The organism is Nostoc sp. JL31 (assembly GCF_017114965.1).
Classification (GTDB): domain Bacteria; phylum Cyanobacteriota; class Cyanobacteriia; order Cyanobacteriales; family Nostocaceae; genus Nostoc; species Nostoc punctiforme_A.
This window is the reverse complement of the sequence record NZ_JABXKO010000089.1, coordinates 1-22,312: the sequence shown is the minus strand read 5'-3', so window position 1 is coordinate 22,312 and position 22,312 is coordinate 1. Positions and strand designations below refer to the sequence as shown.

The 22,312-nt window shown below is 42.9% G+C and carries 16 protein-coding genes; 7 read left to right on the top strand and 9 right to left on the bottom strand.

What is annotated here, in order from left to right; genetic code table 11:
• Positions 1–613: 613 nt before the first annotated feature.
• From HWQ43_RS20470 to HWQ43_RS20460, 3 genes are all read left to right on the top strand, one after another.
• Positions 614–2,872 (top strand): protein phosphatase 2C domain-containing protein, encoded by a 2,259-nt coding sequence (locus HWQ43_RS20470; RefSeq protein ID WP_292737464.1) that lies wholly within the window; start codon positions 614–616, stop codon positions 2,870–2,872.
• A 356-nt stretch (positions 2,873–3,228) separates the two neighbouring features.
• On the top strand, positions 3,229–4,803 hold the full coding sequence (locus tag HWQ43_RS20465) for a CHAT domain-containing protein (protein WP_292737462.1): 1,575 nt from the start codon (positions 3,229–3,231) through the stop codon (positions 4,801–4,803).
• Positions 4,804–4,967: 164 nt separating this feature from the next.
• The gene (locus HWQ43_RS20460) at positions 4,968–5,615 is read left to right on the top strand and encodes a hypothetical protein (RefSeq protein WP_292737460.1); all 648 of its coding nucleotides are present in this window, start codon (positions 4,968–4,970) and stop codon (positions 5,613–5,615) included.
• A gap of 379 nt (positions 5,616–5,994) precedes the next feature.
• Here the strand turns inward: HWQ43_RS20460 and HWQ43_RS20455 are convergent, their stop codons facing one another.
• The 7 genes from HWQ43_RS20455 to HWQ43_RS20425 form a co-directional block, all read right to left on the bottom strand.
• Positions 5,995–7,377, bottom strand: coding sequence for a PrsW family glutamic-type intramembrane protease (locus HWQ43_RS20455; protein ID WP_292737458.1), 1,383 nt, complete (start codon positions 7,375–7,377; stop codon positions 5,995–5,997).
• Positions 7,378–7,813: 436 nt separating this feature from the next.
• Positions 7,814–8,416: a DJ-1/PfpI family protein gene (locus HWQ43_RS20450; RefSeq protein WP_292737456.1), complete on the bottom strand. Its 603-nt coding sequence runs from the start codon at positions 8,414–8,416 to the stop codon at positions 7,814–7,816.
• A 328-nt stretch (positions 8,417–8,744) separates the two neighbouring features.
• A complete protein-coding gene (locus tag HWQ43_RS20445) occupies positions 8,745–9,194 on the bottom strand; it encodes a nitrate reductase associated protein (protein WP_292737454.1) in 450 nt (149 codons plus the stop codon).
• 59 nt (positions 9,195–9,253) lie between these two features.
• Complete coding sequence (locus tag HWQ43_RS20440; RefSeq protein WP_292737452.1) at positions 9,254–9,712, bottom strand: phosphate-starvation-inducible PsiE family protein; 459 nt, start codon at positions 9,710–9,712, stop codon at positions 9,254–9,256.
• 296 nt (positions 9,713–10,008) lie between these two features.
• Positions 10,009–12,243, bottom strand: a complete 2,235-nt coding sequence (locus HWQ43_RS20435) for a molybdopterin oxidoreductase family protein (RefSeq protein WP_292737450.1) — start codon at positions 12,241–12,243, stop codon at positions 10,009–10,011.
• A 244-nt stretch (positions 12,244–12,487) separates the two neighbouring features.
• Entirely contained in the window at positions 12,488–13,990 is a 1,503-nt protein-coding gene (locus tag HWQ43_RS20430; RefSeq protein WP_292737448.1) for a NarK family nitrate/nitrite MFS transporter, read from the bottom strand.
• Positions 13,991–14,283: 293 nt separating this feature from the next.
• Positions 14,284–15,903, bottom strand: a complete 1,620-nt coding sequence (locus HWQ43_RS20425; RefSeq protein ID WP_292737447.1) for a ferredoxin--nitrite reductase — start codon at positions 15,901–15,903, stop codon at positions 14,284–14,286.
• A 518-nt stretch (positions 15,904–16,421) separates the two neighbouring features.
• On the opposite strand from HWQ43_RS20425, the gene HWQ43_RS20420 reads away from it, so the two are divergent.
• From HWQ43_RS20420 to HWQ43_RS20405, 4 genes are all read left to right on the top strand, one after another.
• A complete protein-coding gene (locus tag HWQ43_RS20420) occupies positions 16,422–16,835 on the top strand; it encodes a ubiquinol-cytochrome c reductase iron-sulfur subunit (RefSeq protein ID WP_292737445.1) in 414 nt (137 codons plus the stop codon).
• 164 nt (positions 16,836–16,999) lie between these two features.
• Complete coding sequence (locus HWQ43_RS20415) at positions 17,000–18,301, top strand: HEAT repeat domain-containing protein (RefSeq protein ID WP_292737592.1); 1,302 nt, start codon at positions 17,000–17,002, stop codon at positions 18,299–18,301.
• Between the two features lie 894 nt (positions 18,302–19,195).
• Positions 19,196–19,984 (top strand): WGxxGxxG-CTERM domain-containing protein, encoded by a 789-nt coding sequence (locus HWQ43_RS20410; protein WP_292737443.1) that lies wholly within the window; start codon positions 19,196–19,198, stop codon positions 19,982–19,984.
• Between the two features lie 236 nt (positions 19,985–20,220).
• A complete protein-coding gene (locus HWQ43_RS20405) occupies positions 20,221–21,168 on the top strand; it encodes a LysR family transcriptional regulator (protein WP_292737441.1) in 948 nt (315 codons plus the stop codon).
• Positions 21,169–21,261: 93 nt separating this feature from the next.
• On the opposite strand, the gene HWQ43_RS20400 is transcribed toward HWQ43_RS20405, so the two are convergent.
• Together HWQ43_RS20400 and HWQ43_RS20395 are read right to left on the bottom strand one after the other, a co-directional pair.
• The gene (locus tag HWQ43_RS20400) at positions 21,262–21,741 is read right to left on the bottom strand and encodes a hypothetical protein (RefSeq protein ID WP_292737439.1); all 480 of its coding nucleotides are present in this window, start codon (positions 21,739–21,741) and stop codon (positions 21,262–21,264) included.
• Positions 21,742–21,860: 119 nt separating this feature from the next.
• A partial coding sequence (locus HWQ43_RS20395) for a DUF4157 domain-containing protein (protein ID WP_292737437.1) occupies positions 21,861–22,312 on the bottom strand: 452 nt, incomplete at its 5' end.

Here is a 22,312-nt window from a genome sequence, read left to right as displayed (position 1 = left end):
GTACAAAGATTGCTGAGTTAAAAGTGTCTCTGCTGAAAGTGGAAAAATTCATCCAGCGTATTTCAGGTAAATAAAGTACAAGGGTAGGGGCACAACATGTTGTGCCCCTATGATTGTCTGTACTTCTTAACTCAGCACTGGCTAACCCCCCCTGCCACTAACAGCAGTCCGAAAGAGATTTTAGAGTCACTGCATTTATCAGGTACTTTTGCCAAAATTAATATTTGCTATTCTTAATTCTTAAATTAAAGTTAATTCTTGCTATCCTACTTATAAACTAAATAAATACCAACATTCTCTGCCTGTTAATGATGGGGTAATTTAGTAAAAACAAATCGCGCAGTTATGCTTGGGTTATGCTGTGGTGACAGGGTTGGAGTTAGTTGCTTTGGCGATGAAGAGTCACAGGGCAATAGAAGCTATGATTAGGCTGTAGGGTTGAGTTAGGAGCGTATTTTTTGGATTCGGATAAAGTATTAGCACCTGCTGATATCCGCCAGCTAAAATCATCATCTAAAGTCTGGGTATGTCAAGTTTAAGAAAGATGAGCGGTCTAGATTGTCCCTACTAATGCTATTAAAGAAATTGCCAATCGCTGATCGGTGCGAAAAATATGGAAAATGACGCGGCAACGCTCTACTGTCCAAACGAAAATTGTCAGGCTGCCAACCCCCTGACTCACAAGTTTTGCCAGCGATGTTCGACGCCTCTACCCAAAACTTATCTCTGGGCTGTGGTAGATAGCCCAAGTGTGGGTAGCCCTGGAGAAATATTAGCCGATCGCTATTTAATCCTTGATAAATTTGTTCTTTTAGATACGAAGCCTGGTTTATTAGCGCTAACGCCTGAGTTAGATAATTTACAGCCTCTAAAAGCCTACCTGAGACTGATTCCCTACCGTTTACACGTACCGCAGGTATATGGAGTGCTTTTTGTTGCTGATGGGTCTTCACACCGAGAAATATTACTTTTAGAAAAACCGCCACTATTAGTAGATGACACTATCCAACAAGTGCATTTGGGCAGCGAGTTAACTACTGCTTGGCATGATGCAACATCAATGCGCCAACTGAATTGGTTATGGCAAATAGCTCATCTGTGGCAACCTCTTGTGAGTGAAGGTGTCGCCTCTAGCTTACTTGACTCTGATGTGTTACGGGTGGAAGGATCGTTAGTCCGGTTGTTGGAATTGCGTTTTGACAGCGCCACATCACCAGAATTGCCGCAATTAGGTGAATTTTGGCAGCAGTTGGTCAGCACCGCCAAACCAGCGATCGCGGAATTTGTCGATCGCGTTAGCCTGGCTTTAATTCAGGGAGAAATTAATTCCACCGATCAATTAATCGGAGTTTTAGATCGGGGACTGGCTGGGTTAGGGCGATCGCAAACACCCACGATCCAAATTATCACCAAAACCGACACCGGGCCAAGTCGTCAACGTAACGAAGATGCCTGTAGCCCCCCCAGTGGAACTCTTGTGAGCAAACCACCCCAGCCAACAGCCTTAGCAATTGTCTGTGATGGCATCGGTGGGCACGAGGGCGGCAATGTCGCCTCAAATTTAGCCATTGAAACAATCCAGCAGCAGGTACAGCAACTAACAAAGGTTCCCTACGACCACATAGACCCTTCAATGCTGCTGAATGACCTAGATAAGGCAGTGGCAATGGCCAATGACAAAATCAGTCAGCGCAATGACAGTGAAAATCGCCAAGGGCGTCAACGCATGGGCACGACTTTAGTCATGGCATTGCCTGTTGCTCATGAAATGTACATTACCCACGTCGGTGATAGTCGTGCCTACTGGATTACACGACACGGCTGTTATCAAGTTACCCTTGATGATGATGTCGCCTCCCGTGAAGTGCGACTAGGTTATGCCATTTACCGCGAGGCAGTGCAACAGAGTGCCGCTGGCTCTCTCGTCCAAGCTTTGGGGATGGGTTCTAGCACTTCATTGCATCCCACTTCGGGACGATTTATGCTCGATGAAGATGCTGTTTTTCTGCTCACATCCGATGGTTTGAGTGACTTCGATCGGGTAGAGGAGTACTGGGAAACAGAAATCTTGCCAATTTTAATTGGGGAAGCAAATATAGCAACTGTTGCCGATAGATTAGTCGAAATTGCTAATACTAAAAATGGACATGATAATGTCACCGTCGCTTTAGTTCACTATCAAGTCCAATATTGGGAACCAGAAATCACCATCCAAGCAGTGATTCCCCAGAGTTATTCTGCCAAAACTGTTGATTTAGCATCCAGAGGAACAGATGCGACAGTTTTAGGCAGCCCAAACCACAAGACTCAGGTGATTCCAGACACTGAACCTGCTAAAAGTCGTCAATTCCCCTTACAGTGGATAGTTCCATTAATATTTGTGCTAGCAGCAGGTTTTTTAGGATTGTTCGTCAGGCAACTGCGAGGAACCTCTCCAATTTTTTCCAATCCCTTACAAACTCAAAATCCTGGCATTGAAGCAACACCTACACCGCGATCGCTGGCTAATCTTTCTCCTGGTTGGGTCATTAAAACCAACAATGACATATCCTGGGGAAAAAACCAATTACTTCCCCGTGGGACTTTTTTAGAAGTTATTGAGAAAAAATCAAATCCAAGTCCTGCTTCTGGGAGTTTTTTGGTGTCTATGCGAGTCTGTGCTAATAAAAGTACACAAACTCCAGGTAAGATTAATAACCCAGAGGTAACTACCTCAGTTCCAGCAAATTCAAAACTTTTGCCAGCTACTGTATTGCTAAACTCCTCCCAGATCAACCGTTTTGGCATTGTTTTACAATCAGATGCACCAAATCCATGTAGAACTGTCACGCAACCGCCAGTTACCGAACCATCTGACACCAGTCCAACTTAATCAAATACTCGATAAACTGGTAAAAACCTGGAATAATAACAGGTAACAATTCAGATTAAAAAACTTACAAGGTCAAAAAATAGAAAATTTTCACCCTGGAGAATTGTTATCAAAACAGAATTTAGGAGTCAGGAGTCAGAATGGGCTAAATGCCCTGCTACCGCTAACAGAATGAATTATGTACTACTGGTGGATGAATAACCAAGTTCAAAACCCCCACTGTATCTCTAATTTGGTGCAACACAATTAATGTCGGGTTTAAATCCCTACTCATTTATTCTGAATTCTGAATTCTGGCGTATCTGTTTTCTTCTTCTCTTGAAATTATTTTTTTTAGCTTTTAATTTAATGAATCCATGCCATCCCTGAATTTGGCGATCGCCCGTCTCTTAAACACTGGCACTGACAACTTCGCCATTTGGGTGGTCAAGGCTCCGTATCCCAGTGGCTACGTTTTACATGACTGTGTATGGCCTGTTGAACTTACCCAAGTGTGGCACGAATGGCAGCAGATGTTTGCTGGTCATGGTCGCTTAGATATTTCCCCTAACTCAACATCTCAAAAGAGTAACCCATTTCCCATAGATTGGATTTCATCCCCTTCAGGTCAACCTACTGGTCCTTACAGCAGTCGTCTGATGCAATACTTGGGAATGAATTTATGGCGTTGGGTATTCGACGGGCAAATTCTTGGTAGTCTAGAACGCAGTCGCGGGATTGCTATGGGTCAGCATACACGTTTGCGCTTTCGACTAGAAATTCGCGACCCGGATCTGATCGCTTTCCCTTGGGAAATTATGCAGCGTGAGCCTGGCCAATCGGCGATGTCTCTCTCGCAAGATTTGTTATTTAGTCGCACCACCACAGAAGTTGACGCTTTACCGCATTTGCGAACTGACCAAGCTTTAAGTATTTTGCTGGTTTTAGGTCATGATGACAAGCTGCAACTAGAACAAGAAGGCGCTATCTTACAGCAAGCTCTTGCAGATACGCCTGGTAACTCCCAAAGATATGCACCTTGCGTAGTGAATCAACTCATTCAACCAACTCCACAACAGTTGATTGATGAATTAGAAACCAAAGAATACAACGTTTTCTTTTACGCTGGACATGGTTTACCAGACCCAGACGGAGGGTTACTGTTTTTGCGAGCAGATATGCCCCTCAATGGGATAGAATTGGCGCAAGCATTGACCCGTACGGGTGTGAAATTAGCGGTTTTCAACGCCTGTTGGGGCGCACAACCAGCTGCGATCAATCATCAAGCTATCCCTGCCAGTAGTTTAGCAGAAGTATTGATTCGTCATGGTGTGCCTGCGGTTTTGGGGATGCGCGATGAAATCGCTGACCATGAAAGCCACAGTTTTATTCAAGCCTTTACCGAAGCTTTGCGATCGCACAAGCCAATTGATGAAGCCGTAGCACAGGCTAGGCAAGAGTTGTTAACACTGTATAAATTTAATCAACCTGCTTGGACTTTGCCTGTTCTCTACCTGCATCCAGATTTTAATGGCGAACTGATTAAGAGTCTGGATGAAGGTATTACGGAACTACCAGATACAGCCATTCCTGATGTCGGTTCCTCGCTTCCAACTGCAAGTTTACGATCGCTCACTCCAAAAGGTAAAACCTGGCTATTGCGTTATGGAGTTACCCGCATCGGCCGCACGAAAGATAATGATATTGTCATCCCCGAACCATCTGTATCCAAACGCCACGCCGAAATCTTCTGCCGCAACACTCTGACTGATGCTACACTAATGCGAACTTATTACTTGCAAGATTTTTCCACCTACGGCACAACCTGGTTTTTAGGTCCCAATGGCTGGCAACAAATCCTCCGAGAGGAAGTCCCTTTGAAATCGGGAATGCAGTTAAAGTTTGGAAGTGCTAGAGGTGAGACCTGGGAGTTTGTGATTGAAGACTCCTAGCGGAGCTATTGCATAAATCAATTTGAGCCTTTAGCATTAGCTTTTAAAATCTGTTTTTTTTAGAGAAAAAATCAACAGTTTTTGCGGAAATCTCCTCTTAGAACTTGTAGCTGTCAATACCACCAAATAATCATGACCACCAAATAATCATCAGGAAAGAAAATATGGCTCACAAAATTAACGGCTCAGATACTTTCTCATCTTTGCCATCTCAAGTAGATTTAGAGTTCTTAGAAGCGTTACTAGAACCAGAGGATGCTAACTATCCCTGGAATCCAGGTGATGAGGAATCAGAAGCTTATTTTCAAGAACTAGAACAACAGTTCGGAATGGAAGATTTGCTTGATGAAGAACTAATGAGGCGATCCCAAGATTTTTACGGACATTTAGATACACTTTGGACTAGTATTACTCCTACACCTGACCACAATCATAACCTACAACAGGCAGTAGTGCTTAACCTTCAAGAAAAATTACGTACAAATTTTTCTGCCTGTGTCCCCCAAATATTGCTTAACACCATTGCTAGCAAAGCGGCTGAGATATTTGCTGCTCGCCAATTAATCAGCGAGCAACTGGTTGAATGCGTTCAGACAGTACTACCAACTTGGGGAACAGAAGACCTGATCGTTCTGGCTCGTCCTTTTGCTTACGCTATGCGAAGTAGCGAATCGCAAAATGCGGCATCTGCACTCAGTAATCTTCAAAATAGCGAGTGGACAGCTTTATCAGAAGTAGAGAAAGCAAAGGTTAGTTTAGCGATCGCTTCTTATGCTTTTACTGAACTTAACAAGTCTCAGCCAGAACTATGAATGGTGAATGGAGAGTCGGAAATAGGGAGTAGCAAAAGTTTTCATTATGCGTTGTGTTCGTGTAACCCGCGCTTTGCGTTCACTCGATTCAGAGGTGTTTTTTGCAAAGATGTTGGTTTTCCTTACGCAAGGATATAGAGTCGAAAATCAACAGTTTTGCAAAAAGTTGAATGATTTTTATTTTTTTTGTAGATACAATTTACCTACACTAAAGTAACAGTACGCTAATTCTCAAACTAGATCATCTATCTCAAGACATAAATATTTAACCATTGGGCATTGGTTGTTCTCTCTCATCTCCCCTGTCTTTTTCTTATCTACAAGACGCTGCGCTAGCTTACTTGCCTGTAAGGTTATAATTTTGAATTGATTTCATCTCCTATTTTGGGCCCAGAAATCGGGTAGCAAAATTTTGCGATCGCGTCGGTGACAGCGCCCGTGCCTTGAGAATTGCCGCCATCAAAAAGGCGTAAGATAACACTCCAACAACTACCAACAGCAAGGCATTGATTGACCCTGTAGCATTCCAGAGAGCGTGGAGCGCAGAGGCGCTCAGATAACCAATAGACAGAATTTGCCAACTTCTACTAGGTTTGAGGACAGCCAACCCGATAAAATAACCCAAGTAGCCACTATAAGCCATGTGTCCGGCTACAGAGCCTAAAATTCGCGGAATTAGCAGTTGTAAACCTGCCAGTTGACCAGCAGCCCCTATACCCACCTGTTGTGTGACATTTTGAGTGATATCAGGTACATACTGACCGAGGGTTTCCAAGAGAGTAAAACCAACAGCAGAAGCCGTTCCCAGGAGAATACCATCTAGAGGTTCCCAAATACCGATGCGTTCTCGCCAAGGTGAAGACAACATTCTACCGATGGCAAAAGCCCCTAGTACAGGCAATGCCTTGAGTAATTCCTCCATCAACCCAGCGCCAAAAAACATCCGCACCAGCAACTCTGTGAAGGTGATAGATTCTTGGGGTGTGGGCAAGCTTCCAGGCAGGATGCCGCGAAATACGAAAATAAATAGATCCAACAGCGGACTGAGTAAAATCAGGATTGTACCCAATGACGTAGCCATTAGCACCCACCAAGGCTTCTGTTTCCCGCAAAGTTGGTAAACAAAATAGTAGGCAGCAAAAGCAATATAACTTGCTACGATCACTTGATTAGCTTGGGGCCTACCGACTGTAGCGAACATCAGCACCACAAAAATTACGGTCAGTATTCCCGGTACAAGGTAAGCTTTACTAGTTAAATCTTTACCAGTGGAAATAATCGGAAAAAGCTGGGTGAAGCTAACAGAATCTGGCTGCTTTAATTGCGTGTGGTTATGGTAGTTTGTCGCCGAAGGCAGTGGTGTAACTTGGTTTACTGTCGTCGCCGGAGTCAGTGAGGTATACTCGTATTCAAAAATGTATTGCGGCCCATCAGCACCTAGAGAAATGCGATCGCCTGGGTGCAATTCCTGACATTCATATAAGCGTTGTCCATTCAAATAAGTGCCATTAGCACTATTCAAGTCACAAAGCACCCAGCTAAATTTGCTATCTGGGGATAGAGAGAGGGGACGAACCACTGCATGACGACGAGATACCATTCGGTACATCATGGCATCCAAGACAACTTGGCAGCTGGGGTCGCGTCCAATTACCATCTCTTTACTGGGGGGCAGCGAGTAGCGAGATTCTGCTCCCAAAGCTGCCCCATTACCAGACACTAGCCGCAGAAATGCATTATGTCTTGCGTTTTTGCCTGTCATCGAGTTAGAGTGCTTTTCTAAACTAATTCTTCACATAATTTGGCAGCAGGACTAACCTTAGCCACATTAGCAGCAGCATTGCTAAATCCACTATAGCTTCACTTACTGCTAAGAAATTTAAAATTATTGATGCAAAATTTCAAATTGTTTCACCTCATGTCAAGAAGTATTCCATCTGCTGAGAGTTTGTCCTAAAACTGGCTTGTTAGGGGGATAAATCAGATTGTCTCGATGCTGTACTTTTGACATCGTAGCTGCAAATTAAAGCTACTGCAATTTATTAAAAAATAGTATTTTTTACTGCATTTAGTTCCATTTCAAAAATATATAATTTTCAGTCGTCTGTTGTCAGTTGTTTTTACCAAAGCTCTTTTAGAGTAGGGAGTAGGGGAAGAAACTGTTATGAAATGAACCAAAATATTTCCGGTATCTTGTCTCAAACAACTGTAGTCAGTTCTGGGTGTTCAATCTTAGTTCCAAGTACTTTGAGGAATTCTGCTAGCCAATGTGGGTGAGCAGGCCAAGCTGGTGCTGTCACCAAGTTACCATCAACTATTGCCCGATCAACAGGGATATTAACATAGATTCCTCCAGCACTCTTGATATCTGGGCTACAAGCAGGATAGCCAGTACATCTTTTGCCTTGCAGTACATCAGCAGCAGCTAATAGCTGCAAGCCTTGGCAGATGGCAGCAATCGGTTTATTCGCTTGGGCAAAGTGACGGGTTATTTCTAGTACCTGCTGATTGAGGCGGATATATTCTGGTGCCCGTCCTCCAGGAATGATTAAGGCATCGTAGGTTGCGGCTTCTACTTCTGCAAACGTAGCATTTAAAGTAAAATTGTGTCCGGGTTTTTCGCTGTAAGTCTGGTCTCCTTCAAAGTCATGAACTGCTGTCCGTACCTTATCGCCAGCTTTTTTGTCGGGGCAAACTGCGTCCACAGTGTGTCCCACCATTTGCAATGCCTGGAAAGGAACCATTACTTCATAGTCTTCTACATAGTCGCCAACGAGCATCAAAAGTTTCTTTGCAGCCATATATTTGTTACCCTCATCTTTCTAGTCAATAGTTGTTTATAGCGGTTCCCAGGTGCATGAAGTACATATTGAAACCCTTCTGGGAACTCACAAAGAGGAGAGATAAAGCACAGCTTTATCCGGGTGAGGTATGTTTAACCCCACTCTTATTAGGAAACGCTATATAAAGTAAATATTAATTTAGAGTCAGCTATTTTATTCGTTAGCATCTACATGAATTTTTGATACATTACAACACAGCTAGTGTTGTAATGTATCATTTGAGAGCGGCAAGTTAACAAAGTGTAATGCACCCTACAGATTTTTTGTGTTAACGACTATTGTCTAATTAAAACAGATGAAATTCTGCGATCGCTCTCTTAAAGTTTTTGTTTTCATGTCCTGGCTGGCTCAGTTTAATCAAAGCAAAACGCTGTAAGGGTGTTAAAGCTGACCAATTTTGCTGTGTCAAGGTTACACCTATTTCTTGAGCTTTTTCCTGAACGCTAGCTGGTACAGTGGCATCTAGCCATGCAGGATGAGGCTCGATGGGCAATTTTGTAGCTGGTACACCTGTGCGTTGGATGATTAATTGCTCGATATGCTCGCGGTAAGACTGAATTTCCGTTTCTGTAGTGCAAGGTAATTCGACTAAAGCTTGACGCTCGACTGTAGTCATTTGATTCCAGTCAGGCAATTTTAGCTTGATGCCACAGGTATCTAATTTACAACGCACCTGCATGGGAATGCAACGCAGAGAATCAACAAAGTCTGCTTCAAATTGAAAAAAATCTGTCATAAGAAAGTATTTAAAATTAACTCATTATACTGTTGCCTGTTGCCTTCTGCCTCCTTCAATTAACTTGCATCTTTTGAATTACTGAGACGAATTATCAAATAACTAATTGATAAGGCAAGAATAGCTACACCTAAACCAATTATATCAAGACCTCCAATTTTTTCTAAGTCAAGAATAATAATTTTTCTGGCAACAGCAATCAAAGAAGTGACAATAACTAATTCAACTTGAAAAACATGTCTTCGTAAATAGGCTGTAATATTTTCTAAAATTTCTAAGGCAATTAAAATATTTAAAAATAAACCGAAAACCTTATATAGGGTTGTGTTAAACTTCCCATAAGGTATTGTAAATAATTCTTTAAAAATAAAGACTCCTAAATCTGCGATCGCTACCAAAATTACGACCACCATAAAAATAGATAGAACTTTAGAAACTAGCACTTCTATGTTTTCAATGATGTGCATGAAGTTCTCATCTTTGGTAGCTCCTAGAATTCGCCTCACTAGTTTTTTCATCTGCTGCACCCGATTCTAAAATAAAAGAAAATCCTCTAGATTTATCTATAGGATTGAAAAAACATTACTTGCTGATTTTGTGTAATTTTTCTATCTTTGTTTTAGTCTTTATCCATAGCTAAAATTAACTCTAGTAAAATCCCTTGTTACTAAAAAAATACCTCTTTAGATATAGTAATTGGTAACAGCCAAAATTAGAGAGTTATAAAAAATGATAATAACTATTGACTATTGATTATTGACTAAATTACTTATTGGTGATTATAAATTACCACCTTCGAGCTACACTTTGCAGCTTACCATTGTGAGGACTGGAGTTGATGATTTTTGATGGGAACTTCCACCGAAATTGGTATCAACTGCACAGCACAGGCTTTTAATTCTGGTTGCAGCGAATCGGGGCAAGATTCTGGATGGGTGAGGGCGTTGGCTTCGGCATTATCTGCCCATAGCGAACCCCAGTGCATAGGGACAAAAACTGTACCAGGCGCGATCGCTTTTGTTACTTTAGCAGGAAACTTGGCTTTACCCCGACGCGATCGCACTTCTACATCCATACTATCGATAATACCTAGCCGAGCAGCATCACGGGGATGAATTTCGATAAACGGTTCGGGATGCATTTTGCAAATTTTTTCAATTCGACCAGTGCGTGTTTGCGTATGCCAATGTCCGTAAAGCCGTCCATTAGTTAGCACAAAAGGATAATCTGGATCTGGTGGTTCTGCCAATCCCTTAGAGTAATATGCCCCAAATCGAGCGCGTCCATCAGGGGTGTGGAAACGCAAGTTAGTATATAAACGTTTCCCAGAGCAATTGGCAGATGCTTCTCCCCCTGCTTCCCCTGCTTCCCCTGCTCCTCTGCTCCCCCTGCTCTCTTCAGGGTGAGGCCATTGTGTCGGACCTTGTGTCTGTAATTGCGTGTGACTGATACCTGTCATATCGCAGGGGCGATTTTTAGTTAGTTTGACAAACTCAGCGTAAACTTCAGCAGAGTTAGCAAAGGCAAATTCTCTCTCAAAACCTAATCTCCGTCCAACTTCGGCAAAAATTTCCCAATCGGCTTTAGCTTCTCTTGGCGGTTGACGGAATGCTGAACACAGAGTTACCACGCGTTCAGAATTTGTCATCACGCCAGTTTTTTCACCCCATTGGGCTGCTGGTAGCAAAACATGAGCGTAGGCAGAGGTTTCTGTGGGATAATAAGCGTCTTGGTAAATAGTGAAAGGCGATCGCAACAACGCTTTTTTAGTCCGCTCTAAATCTGGCATACTTACAGCTGGGTTGGTAGCTGCAATCCACAGTAACTCTACAGCGCCATTTTCCAAGCCAGTAATCATGTCCCAAGCAGTCAAACCGGGATTGGGCGAAATTTGTCCCGGTTTGAGTCCCCAAAACTCCTCAACTTCTGTGCGGTGCTGAGGATTTTTTACCGTTCGATAACCTGGTAATAAATGCGCCAAACCTCCGGCTTCCCGTCCTCCCATCGCGTTCGGCTGACCAGTGAGGGAAAAAGGGCCAGCCCCAGGTTTGCCAATCTGTCCAGTCATCAAGTGCAGGTTAATAATCGTTCTAACCTTGGCCGTTCCTTCTGAGGATTGATTCACACCCATTGACCACAAAGATAGTACCCGCTCAGATTTACCCCAGTAGCGAGCTGCTGTTTCTAAATCTTCAATGCTGATTCCACATTGACGAGCTACCACTTCTGGCGGATAGTGGCGAATAACCTCAGCATAAGCCGGAAAGTTGATGGTGCAGTCGTCCATGAACATGGTATCAATGTAGTTCCAGCGCATCAACAAGTGGGCGATGCCGTTTAACAAGTCGATATCTGTACCGGGACGAATGGCTAAATGCAAATCAGCGGCTTCTGCGGTTGGTGTGCGACGGGGATCGACCACAATCATTTTGACTTTGCGGTTCTTTTTGTGATATTTTTCCAGCCGATTGAAAACGATGGGATGACATTCAGCCGTATTAGTACCAATTAAAAATGCACAGTCGGTTAATTCCAAGTCATCGTAACAGCATGGAGGCCCATCTGAGCCAAAGCTTTGAATGTAGCCAGCCACAGCACTAGACATACATAAGCGAGAGTTGGCATCAAAATTATTAGTACCCAGACAGCCTTTCATGAGTTTCTGGGCTATATAATAATCCTCAGTTTGAAACTGACCGGAACCATACATACATAAGGCTTCTGGCCCTTGGGTGAAGCGTACAGTTTGAATGCGTTTGGTGATGAGATTAAAAGCTTCATCCCAACTAACCCGGCGAAACTCTTGATCTAATGTGTCTCGCACCATTGGGTAATGTAATCTATTTTTATCTAAAGATTCTGCGATCGTTGCGCCTTTGACGCAAACCATCCCCTGACTGGATGGATGGGTTTTGTCTCCCCGCACTCGCCAAGTTGGATTTCCTTGGCTATCTCGATTAGTTGCTTTGCCAAGTTGGGCTGGAGGTGAAACTTCTAGTCCACAGCCAACACCACAGTAGGGACAGAGAGTTTTGGTAAATTCACTCATAGCATTTTGTTATTTTAATTGTGCAATCTCAGATGTAGCGCCAGGTTGAAAAATTTGTGTGTTATGCAAAAACTCTTTGAAACTCTTGTTCCTTTGCGTCCTTTGCGGTTCGTTTTTTCATAATTTTTTTAACGAACCGCAGAGACGCAGAGAGCGCAGAGAGAAGAAAAGGAGATTTTCAGTGAATTAGGATTGCTATGGAAGGATGAAGTGTAAAGTTACCTAATTCAGATTTGATAGTTAATTATTCTTCAGTTAAGAAGATAGGGGTTTTTGTTGCGGTTTCTGGTAATTCATCTTCAAATGTAGCGGCAAAGGAACCTTTGGGTTCTTTGAGGAAGAAGGCACACAGAAAAGCGCAGACTAGTGCAGCTATACCCATTGTGGAAAATAGTGTGGGAGCGTCGGTTAAGCTGAAAATTGTCAGGTAAACTACGCCGCCAAAATTACCGTAAGCTCCGACGTTACCGGCGATTTGTCCAGTGGCTTCTTTTTTAATTAGGGGGACGATGCTGTAAGTTGCACCGCAGCCAGCTTGGGCAAAGTAGGCGGCCAACATTGTCACTGCGATCGCTAGCGGAATTGGCCAGCTACTACTAATAAAATGTGCCATTAAATAACTAACACCAATGCCAGCACTGATAATTGTCATTGTCCATTTACGGGAGTTAAATTTATCAGAAATTAAGCCACCGCTGGGACGAGAAATCAAGTTTAAGAAGGGATAAGTAGCAGCAATCATCCCAGCGGCAACATGTTCTAAAGCAAAGGTTTTTTCAAAGAATGCCGGAAGCATGGAAACGGCTGCCAGTTCGCTACCAAAACTAGTTATGTAAGTGAATTCGAGTAAGGCTACTTGACCAAATTGGAAACGTTGAGATGGAGCATAAGTTTTCTTGCCAATTAGAAGTTCTCGGTTTACCTGCCAAGCTTTGTAACTTTGGTAAGCAAATAATCCTGCTAATAGCAACCAAGTCAGATACATTTGGTTCAAAGTTAGGAAGTGAATATTCTTTTGTTCTAAGCGCCAAGCTAATAAACCTAGAGCGAATATCAAACCAAAATTTGAGACAATCATCGCCCAGAAGCTTTTAATACTGGTCACTTCTAGAGAACCATTTTTCTTAGGTTTCTTGTAGACTTTACCTGTGGGCGTATCTTGGACGTTGTTATAATAAATTACGCCGTAGATGGCTGTAATGATCCCTGTAAGTGCGATCGCAAACCGCCAGTTAGAAGCACCACCAGCGAAAAAGCTCGTAGAAACTGCAAGTATCGGCAACGCAAATTCTGCGCCAAAAGCCCCAAAGTTGCCCCAACCGCCATAAATACCTTGAGCAATTCCCATCTCTTTCGGCTCGAACCATTCGGCCACCATGCGGATACCCACAACAAACCCAGAGCCGACAATCCCCATCAACAAGCGACTGATGACTAGTTGATTAAAATCTTGCGCTAGCGCCGTCGCTAAACAAGGAACAACCGCAAACATTAGCAGCATTGAGTAGGTGATTCTGGGGCCAAAACGATCCAGAAGCATCCCAATAATTAGCCGTGCGGGAATTGTCAGGGCGAGGTTACAGATGCCTAAAGTTTTGATTTGCTCTGGTGCTAAATGTAGTTCTCTGCCAATGGTTGTAGCGAAGGGGGCAAAGTTAAACCAACAAACAAAGGTGAGAAAAAAAGCAAACCAAGTCTGATGTAAGATTCGGTAGCGATCGCTAAATGAAAATAAGTTTTTAAGCATTCCAATCTTTCTAATTGAATAAAATACGGTGAAGAGGTAGGAGAAGATGAGCCTTAAAGGTCGAAGATTAAGCCTTTAAGGTTGAAGGTTAAGTCTTTAAGGTTGAAGATTAAGTCTTAAAGGTCGAAGGTTAAGCCTTTAAGGTTGAAGGTTAAGCCTTTAAGGTTGAAAGTTAAGCCTTAAAGGTTGAAGGTTAAGCCTTTAAGTTTGAAGATTAAGCCTTTAAGTTTGAAGATTAAGCCTTTAAGGTTGAAGTATGAGTTTTACCCAATACCCAATACCCCCGATAAGTACTAGCAGTTACTAACTAGTAAGGCTTCTTGCTTGAGTTTCGCCCCAAAGTTTTTGATCAGTAAATCTTGCAATAATGGCTGCAAGTCTTCGCATGGTACGCCTTTGATGGTGCAAGTTCCCAAATGGGCATCTTTACCAACTTTGCCGCCCATATATATGTCAACACCTTCCAAGGTTTTGCCATTTTTGCGAGTTTTAGTTCCCATCAAGCCGATGTCTGCAACTTGGGGTTGTCCGCAGGAGTTGGGGCAACCTGTCCAGTGAATTCGCACTGGTTTGGAGAAGGTTAACTCTTCTTCTAAGACTTTAATCATTGCCAGGGCGAGGTTTTTGGTTTCGATGAGGGCAAAGTTGCAAAATTGTGCGCCTGTGCAAGATACTAGCGATCGCGTCAGCAAACCTGGATCGATAGAAAATCTTTCCAGCAAAGGCTCTGTTAAAAATGTTGCCAAACGCGAGTCAGCAATGTTGGGTATAACAATGTTTTGCTCAACTGTAAAACGGATTTCACCAGTGCCGTAAACTTCTGCTAGACGAGCGATTTCAAACATATCTTCGGCATACAACCGACCAACAGGAATGTTCAAGCCTGCGTAATTTAATCCTGCTTGTTTTTGTTTATATACCCCGATGTGGTCGCGTTTTTCCCAGTCGATCTCGTCTTTTGCTGCTGCGGGTAATAATGATTTACCCAAACGGCTTTCTACTTCTGCTCGAAACTTATCTAAACCCCATTCATCGATTAGCCACATCAAGCGCGATTTTTGCCGATTAGCACGCGGGCCATGGTCTCGAAATACTTCCAAAACCGCTCTACATAAAGCTACTACATCTTCTGGAGCCACCCAAGCATTTAGAGGAATCGCCGCCTCACAACGTTTAGCTGAGAAAAAGCCACCGACTAAAACGTTAAACCCAAAAATTTTGTGGTGGGAATCAGCAGAGGGGAAATTTTGCTCCCCTGCTCCCCTGCTCCCCTGCTCCCCTGCTTCTTGAAATGCTGGCACAAAAGCTAAATCGTTAATTTCAGCATGAACCGAATTGTCTCGTCCACCTGCGATCGCAATATTAAACTTCCGTGGTAAGTTGCTAAATTCTGGGTTTCCTTCCCCTTTATTGGTGAGCATATCTTGAATTTGCTGTACCAACTCTCGCGTGTCGTACAACTCATCTGCATCTAACCCCGCCACAGGATCGCCTGTAATATTGCGGACGTTATCCATCCCTGACTGCACTGTGGTTAAACCAACTGCGTGAAATCTATTAAAGATATCTGGTAAATCTTCAATCCTAATCCCCCGTAATTGAATATTTTGTCTGGTAGTAATATCAGCGCAACCATCATCACCGTAACGCTGCACTACTTGGGCCAAAACACGCATCTGGCTGCTGGTAAGAATACCGTTAGGCATCCGCAACCGCATCATAAACTTGCCTGGGGTAACTGGGCGAAAAAACACGCCTACCCATTTGAGTCGATGATCGCGATCTGTTTCGTTCATCGCCTCCCAACCCAAAGCGGCAAATTCCTCTATCTCACTCTTGATGGCGAGTCCATCTTTTTCTGCTTTTAATTTCTCGAACTTATTAAGGTTAGTGGTAGTTGCTGTGTCTGTCATGAGGCTAAATATCGTTGCAAATTACTGATATGATCGGGAACTGTGGTCGTAATTTCCCAATACCAATCAATCCGTAGTTACATCAGGTGCTGTATCTACGAGGGCTAGGGAATAAAAACTTAATTATTTAACTACGGCTGATTATTTTTACTCAAGAACATTCCTACGCGAAACTTCAAATCCGTGGTTAGTTAAAGGAAACTTGTGGCCATTTACATCTTGGGAATTTGTCAAGCAGGTTTAGATAATGTTTATGTAACAATTTCGATACTCATAACTTAAGATGATATTTTTGTTAAAATCGTATAAAATGTTACGTTTTTTGGGAAAATTTCCAAAAAACGCATGAATAGTATGCATTTTTTACATTAGAGTCACCAATGAACCATGTAAAATCCTCAATCAACGATATTTGAGATGACTGAAGCAATTTTGGATCGCCATAGATTAATCTCAAATCTAAAATCCAAAATTGAGTGGCAGATGTTAGCTAAAACTTAGATATTATTTCAGTAGCTATGAAACGTCGTGACTTTATTAATTGGGTAGGTTTAGGTTTGATTGCGAGTTCTCTACCTGTAGCGATCGCAGCTTGTTCTTCTCAAACAACTCCGGTATCTAAAGATTGGCAAACAGTAGGTACATCAGCAGAATTAGATAAAACAGGTCAATTGCTGGTGAAAGACTCACCTGCTGGGTCTGTGCTGGTAGTCGGCACATCTAAAACCGGAACTCTAACTGCCGTTGATCCTACCTGTACTCACGCAGGTTGCACTGTAGCATGGAAAGCTGATGCAAAAAAATTCGCTTGTCCCTGTCATGGTTCGGAATATGGGGCCGATGGTAAAGTGCAAAAAGGCCCAGCGACAGATCCACTGAAAACTTACGCCGCCAAAATTGAGGGTAATTCTGTTGTAGTCAAACCAAGCTAATAGAGGCAGGAGACAAAATAGTTCCTCTTTTCCGTTAGTGATACCGGGGCGTTGGGCCAGTTCCCAGTCCTGAGTAAAGAAGTGAGATTCCCCACTCAGCACTCATAACTCAGCACTCTTAGGGGGCAGAAGATGATAATTAAAGCAAGATATTAAAGCAAGATATTGTGAGTAACATCAACCAGCTTTTGGTACAAGCCGAGGCAGCACAGAATGCTGCTGATTGGTCATCACTAATTCAATATTTACAACAGTTAATTTTAGGTGCAGACTCGGAAGATACAGAGATAGTTAAAAATCGAGAATATCTCCTGAAATTAACACTTTCAATCTTAGAGATGGGGGATTTTCAGCAACGCTGGGAAATTACCAAAGTGTTGATTCACTTTGGTAATATTGCCATCCCACCACTGATTGAAATATTAGAAGATGAAGATGCAGAAGAAGAATTGCGGTGGTATGCAGCAAGAACTTTGGGTGAATTTAAACACCCAGAAGTCATCGCCTCAATAGTTGAATTGCTGAAAAATGATGAGGATGAAGAACTCAAAGCGATCGCAGCGACAGCACTGGGACAAATGGGTACTGTTGCTATTGCTTCACTAACTGAACTTCTATTAGATGAAAATACACGATTGTTAGCAGTGCGATCACTTTGTTGTATTCGGCAGCCAGAAACCATTACGCCGCTGTTAAGTATAGTGCAAGATCCACAAGCAGCAATCCGCGCCGCTGCAATTGAAGCCCTCAGCAGTTTTCATGATGAACGCGTACCGCCAGTATTGTTAAAAGCTTTGGATGATACAGCCGCCACAGCGAGGCGTGCAGCAGTGCTTGGTTTAGGTTTTCGCCCCGATTTACATCAAGCATTAGATTTAATAACGAGACTGCAACCCAAACTTTACGACTTTAACCTTGATGTTTGTTGTGCAGCCGCAGTTACCCTTTCTCGAATTGGTAGTGATGACGCTGCCAAATATTTATTTGATTTGCTGATTTCACCCCAGACACCGATAACGCTGCAATTAGAAACCATCCGCGCTTTAAGTTGGATGGGGACGTTATCGAGTTTAGAATATTTGCAAATAGCACTGAATCAAAGCACTTCCGAGACAGTGTGGCAAGAAATTGTCACAGTTTTGGGACGAGTCCAAGAACCGCAGTTAACTACACCAGCCGCCGAAATCTTACTGCAAATACTGCGATTGCACCATCCAGCGACAGAGATTGCCAGTATCAAAAGTACGATCGCCTTGTCTTTAGGACAGTTAGGCCAAATGCAGGCAATTGAACCATTGATTTCGCTGTTAGGCGATTCTAATGCATCGGTGAGACTACATGCGATCGCAGCACTGAAAAATCTGAATAGGGAAACCACATATCAACAATTGCAGCAGTTAGCGAATAATGACGCAATCACACCAGATTTAAAACAAGGAATAGCGATCGCTTTAGCTGAATGGTAAATTTCAGTGTCAACTTTTAATCGTGTAGGGTGGGGTTAAGTACCTACTGAACCGAGAACCGCTATAACTGACAATAAAAGTATTCCTTAAGTCTAAAGCAAGACACACCTGGAGTATGAAGTTATAAGCTCTCAGGTGAAATAAGATTGTGAAGTATTCTTAATAGAGCCTCAACCGTTGGCAGCGTCGGGCTGCTTATAATCTCTAGTTCCTTTATATCCAAATAACTAAAAGCTAATGTCAACAAAGTAATTATATTTATTGAGGGAAACAATCTTACTTAACTTAGCGATCGCTTGTAGTTTTTAAGTAGGTTGGTGTAAATAATTAAAAGTTTGTAGTAGACCCTTTCTATTGGAAAAGCAAGCTACGCCTCACGTCTTCAAGAGGTTCATTTAATTACAAGCTCTAAAAGGTTGCATTTTTTCACACTCATAGACGAAAATGCCAAATTAATTCCTGCGATATAAATGGTTTTACTCTTATGGTAGAAGTCAGACGAAAAACTAGCAGCTATGCTGTGTAGCAGTTACAAAATAATTCACAATAAGTAATTAAAAATCGGATAGAAGTGAATATAATATTTTATTTTATTAATAATAAATATTGTTATTCATTATCTAGCTAGTGTGAAAAAGCAATTTTATCGTGGTTTTCTAATCCTAAATTAGTAATTACTGATTGTGAATTGTTTTGCTATATCTGACCAATAGTAAGTTCCAATAGTAAGTTGCTGTGAGATATTCAAATGCTTTCAACTTTTCCAAAAAAGCTAGGCGAAAGACTCCTCAACTCTTGTAAACATTTACTTATCTAGCAGTGGATTGAGTAGACAATATCGGTTTTAAAATCAATCACCCACAGAAATCTAAGAACATAACAGGAACCATAAGTATGAAGCCTTTGAATTTATCTAAAGCTGTTTTAGCTACTGTCTTTGCAATCAGTTTCGCTTCTGTGTCCTTACCTCCTTCAGTCTTTGCCCAGAGTGGAGGCTCCGGCAGTGGTGGCTCCGGCAGTGGTGGCTCCGGCAGTGGTGGCGCCAGTGGAGGCTCTAGCTCAGGTACTGGAACTACAGGTACTGGTACAGGTGCTGGAACTACAGGTACTGGAACTACAGGTACTGGCAGTGGCACAACGGGTAGTGGAACAACGGGCACTGGAACTACAGGTACTGGCACAACGGGTAGTGGTCTAGGTACTGGTACAGGTACAGGCAGTGGCTCAACGGGCACTGGAACTACAGGTACAGGTAGTGGCACAACGGGTAGTGGTCTAGGTACTGGCACTGGTACAGGCAGTGGCACAACGGGCACTGGAACTACAGGCGCTGGAACCACAGGCAGTGGTACAACGGGCAGTGGAACTACAGGTACTGGAACAACAGGCTCGGATGCCACAGGTACTGGTACAACAGGCACTGATACCACAGGTACTGGAACTACAGGCACAGGTACTGGAACTACAGGCACTGGCACTGATACCACAGGTACTGGCACTGATGCCACAGGTACTAACAGAAATACAGGTGTCGTAGCCTCCGAAAGAACTAGCGATCGCGGTTTCAATTTCGGTTGGCTAGGTTTGCTTGGTCTAGCTGGTTTAGCAGGACTGGCTCGTAATCGCGAAAAAGTGCGGGCTTATAGAGATCCCGATGAAGTAAAAGGTTCTGGCTCCAGATAGTATTCACTACACTTACTTTAGGAGGGTACAGCCTTTGTTTGTGCCCTCTGCACCTCTTACAAATTTGACACGATCGCAGCCGTATCCGCAAGTGTACGGCTATTTGCTTGAGGTTCTGTAAAACCTTGTCTTAGGAATCGCTATTTAACAATTCAAAAGTAACAAACTCTACTAAATTGTGGATAAAAATCCGTTAACTTAATAAAACTGATAAATGTAATTCAGGCTACATAAAAATGCGCCTAGAGCAGTTGCAAGCCTTTCTAGCGATCGCCCAAACCGGCAGCTTTCAACAAGCAGCGCGAACATCCGGTGTTACCCAATCGACGATTAGTCGCCAAATTCAAGCATTAGAAGCAGATTTGGGGATAGAACTGTTTCACAGAAGCACTCATGCCAAACTGACGCTAGGAGGTGAACGTTTGTTACCCCGCGTCCGCAAAATTTGTCAAGAGTGGCAGACTGCTACAGAAGAATTAGCCGATTTAATTGCCGGAAAGCAACCAGAACTTTGCATTGCCGTGATTCACTCCCTATGTGGATCTTACTTACCACCAGTGTTGCAAAAATTTTGTCATGATTATCCAGAAGTGCAATTGCGAGTGACTTCATTAGGAAGCGATCGCGCTCTCAAAGTCCTCAAAGATGGATTGGTGGATTTAGCAATTGTGATGAATAATCGCTTTTTAACCACTAGTAAAGAAATGGTGGTAGAAGTACTTTATGATGAACCTATAGAAGTTTTAATCGCAGCTAATCATCCCCTGGCACAATATGAATTCATCCCTTGGTCGGAGCTAATTCGTTATCCCCAAGTGGTTTTTAAGGATGGTTATGGGATGCAACGCTTAATACAAGACAGATTTGAGCGGATGGAAGTTACACTCCAGTCGGCTTTAGAAGTAAATACCCTAGATGCCTTCCGGGGAGTTGTGCGCCAAGGGAAATTGATAGCTTTGCTACCTCAATCAGCATTACTAGAAGCTCATCTTGACCCTACCCTGGCGATTCGTTCCTTGGCCAGTAACAATACTAGTGGTTTAGCAGATGGTTCGAGTTTGACTCGTCGGGTCGTTATGGTGACAACTCAAGACCGTCTGCAAATTCCTCCCATCAAACACTTTTGGCAACTAGTGCGAGAAAATATTCCACTGCAAATTAACCAGCAGCGATCGGCTTCTTAAGCGTTATTAGTCATTATTCAAGAGTCTTTAATTTCTGATGGGACTTTTGCAAGATAATTAATAGTTTATATAAAACTAACTATGCCGTGGTTCTTAGCCAGCCCTGAGTCTTGTTGGGATAAACTCATGCTCTATGATCTTGTTATTCTCGCACGTTAGTCGCTGCACACCAGTTAGCCACTGTTGCGACCCCTGTAACCCGATTTTGAACTTAACTGTGCGGGATTTATACTCTTGTGTGATTGTGATCTGCGGCGGATCAAGAAATCTTGCGGTGAGCGACTTACCTGGATCTATAATCATGCCCTGGGTTCCGAGTGCGTAGCTACGGAAAGTATTAGAATTTGGCCTGTTTGCGTACTGATCCAGCGATTCTGTTTCTGTAGTTCTATTGCCACCGTTGTCTGTCGTGATCTTTGTTATTTCCTCAAAATATTCCAATGGTGGCGGTGTCAAAAGGCGTAATCTTTTCTGCGATTTGTTGTACCATCTGATATTTATATATAAATTATGCCCAAATTGCCTGTCCGTTATGATATCGCTAGGCTGCATCGTCAAGATATCTAACTCCATGTATTTTTTCCAGTCCTCCCCGTTCACCTCTATTTCTTCTATTTGCTCGCCACCGTTATCTATATCGCCACTGTCTTTGGAAAAGAATTTTTTAACCTTTTTAAAAGGGTTACGCTGGATTACTGGTTGATACCCAGAAGGGCTTTGGCTTGGATTTTGTTTTTTTTTATCCCCTGGTCAGGAAGCAATTTACGCCCAAGCGCACTACCATTTTGTTGGACAACGTGAGTTAACTCATGGGCAAGTAATTCTTTTCCTCCATGACTCTCTGGAGCATATTCTCCTTGACGAAAGAATATATCCTGTCCTGTAGTGAAGGCACGAGCTTGGATAGATTGGTTGAGTTGGTCAGAGCGGCTATCTGTGTGGATTTTGACATTGCTAAAGTCAGTCCCAAAAGCTTGCTCCATTGGTTGGCGGATATCGTCTGAGAGTGGCTGTCCACTTCCCCGTTGTTGTTGGATTGAAGTTTCCAAGTCAGATGTGGCTGCAACCCCACCACCCTGACGTTGTAGTGAAATATTGGTATCCGCCAGAGATTTCATTTGTAATTCTTCTTCTTCCTCTGGTA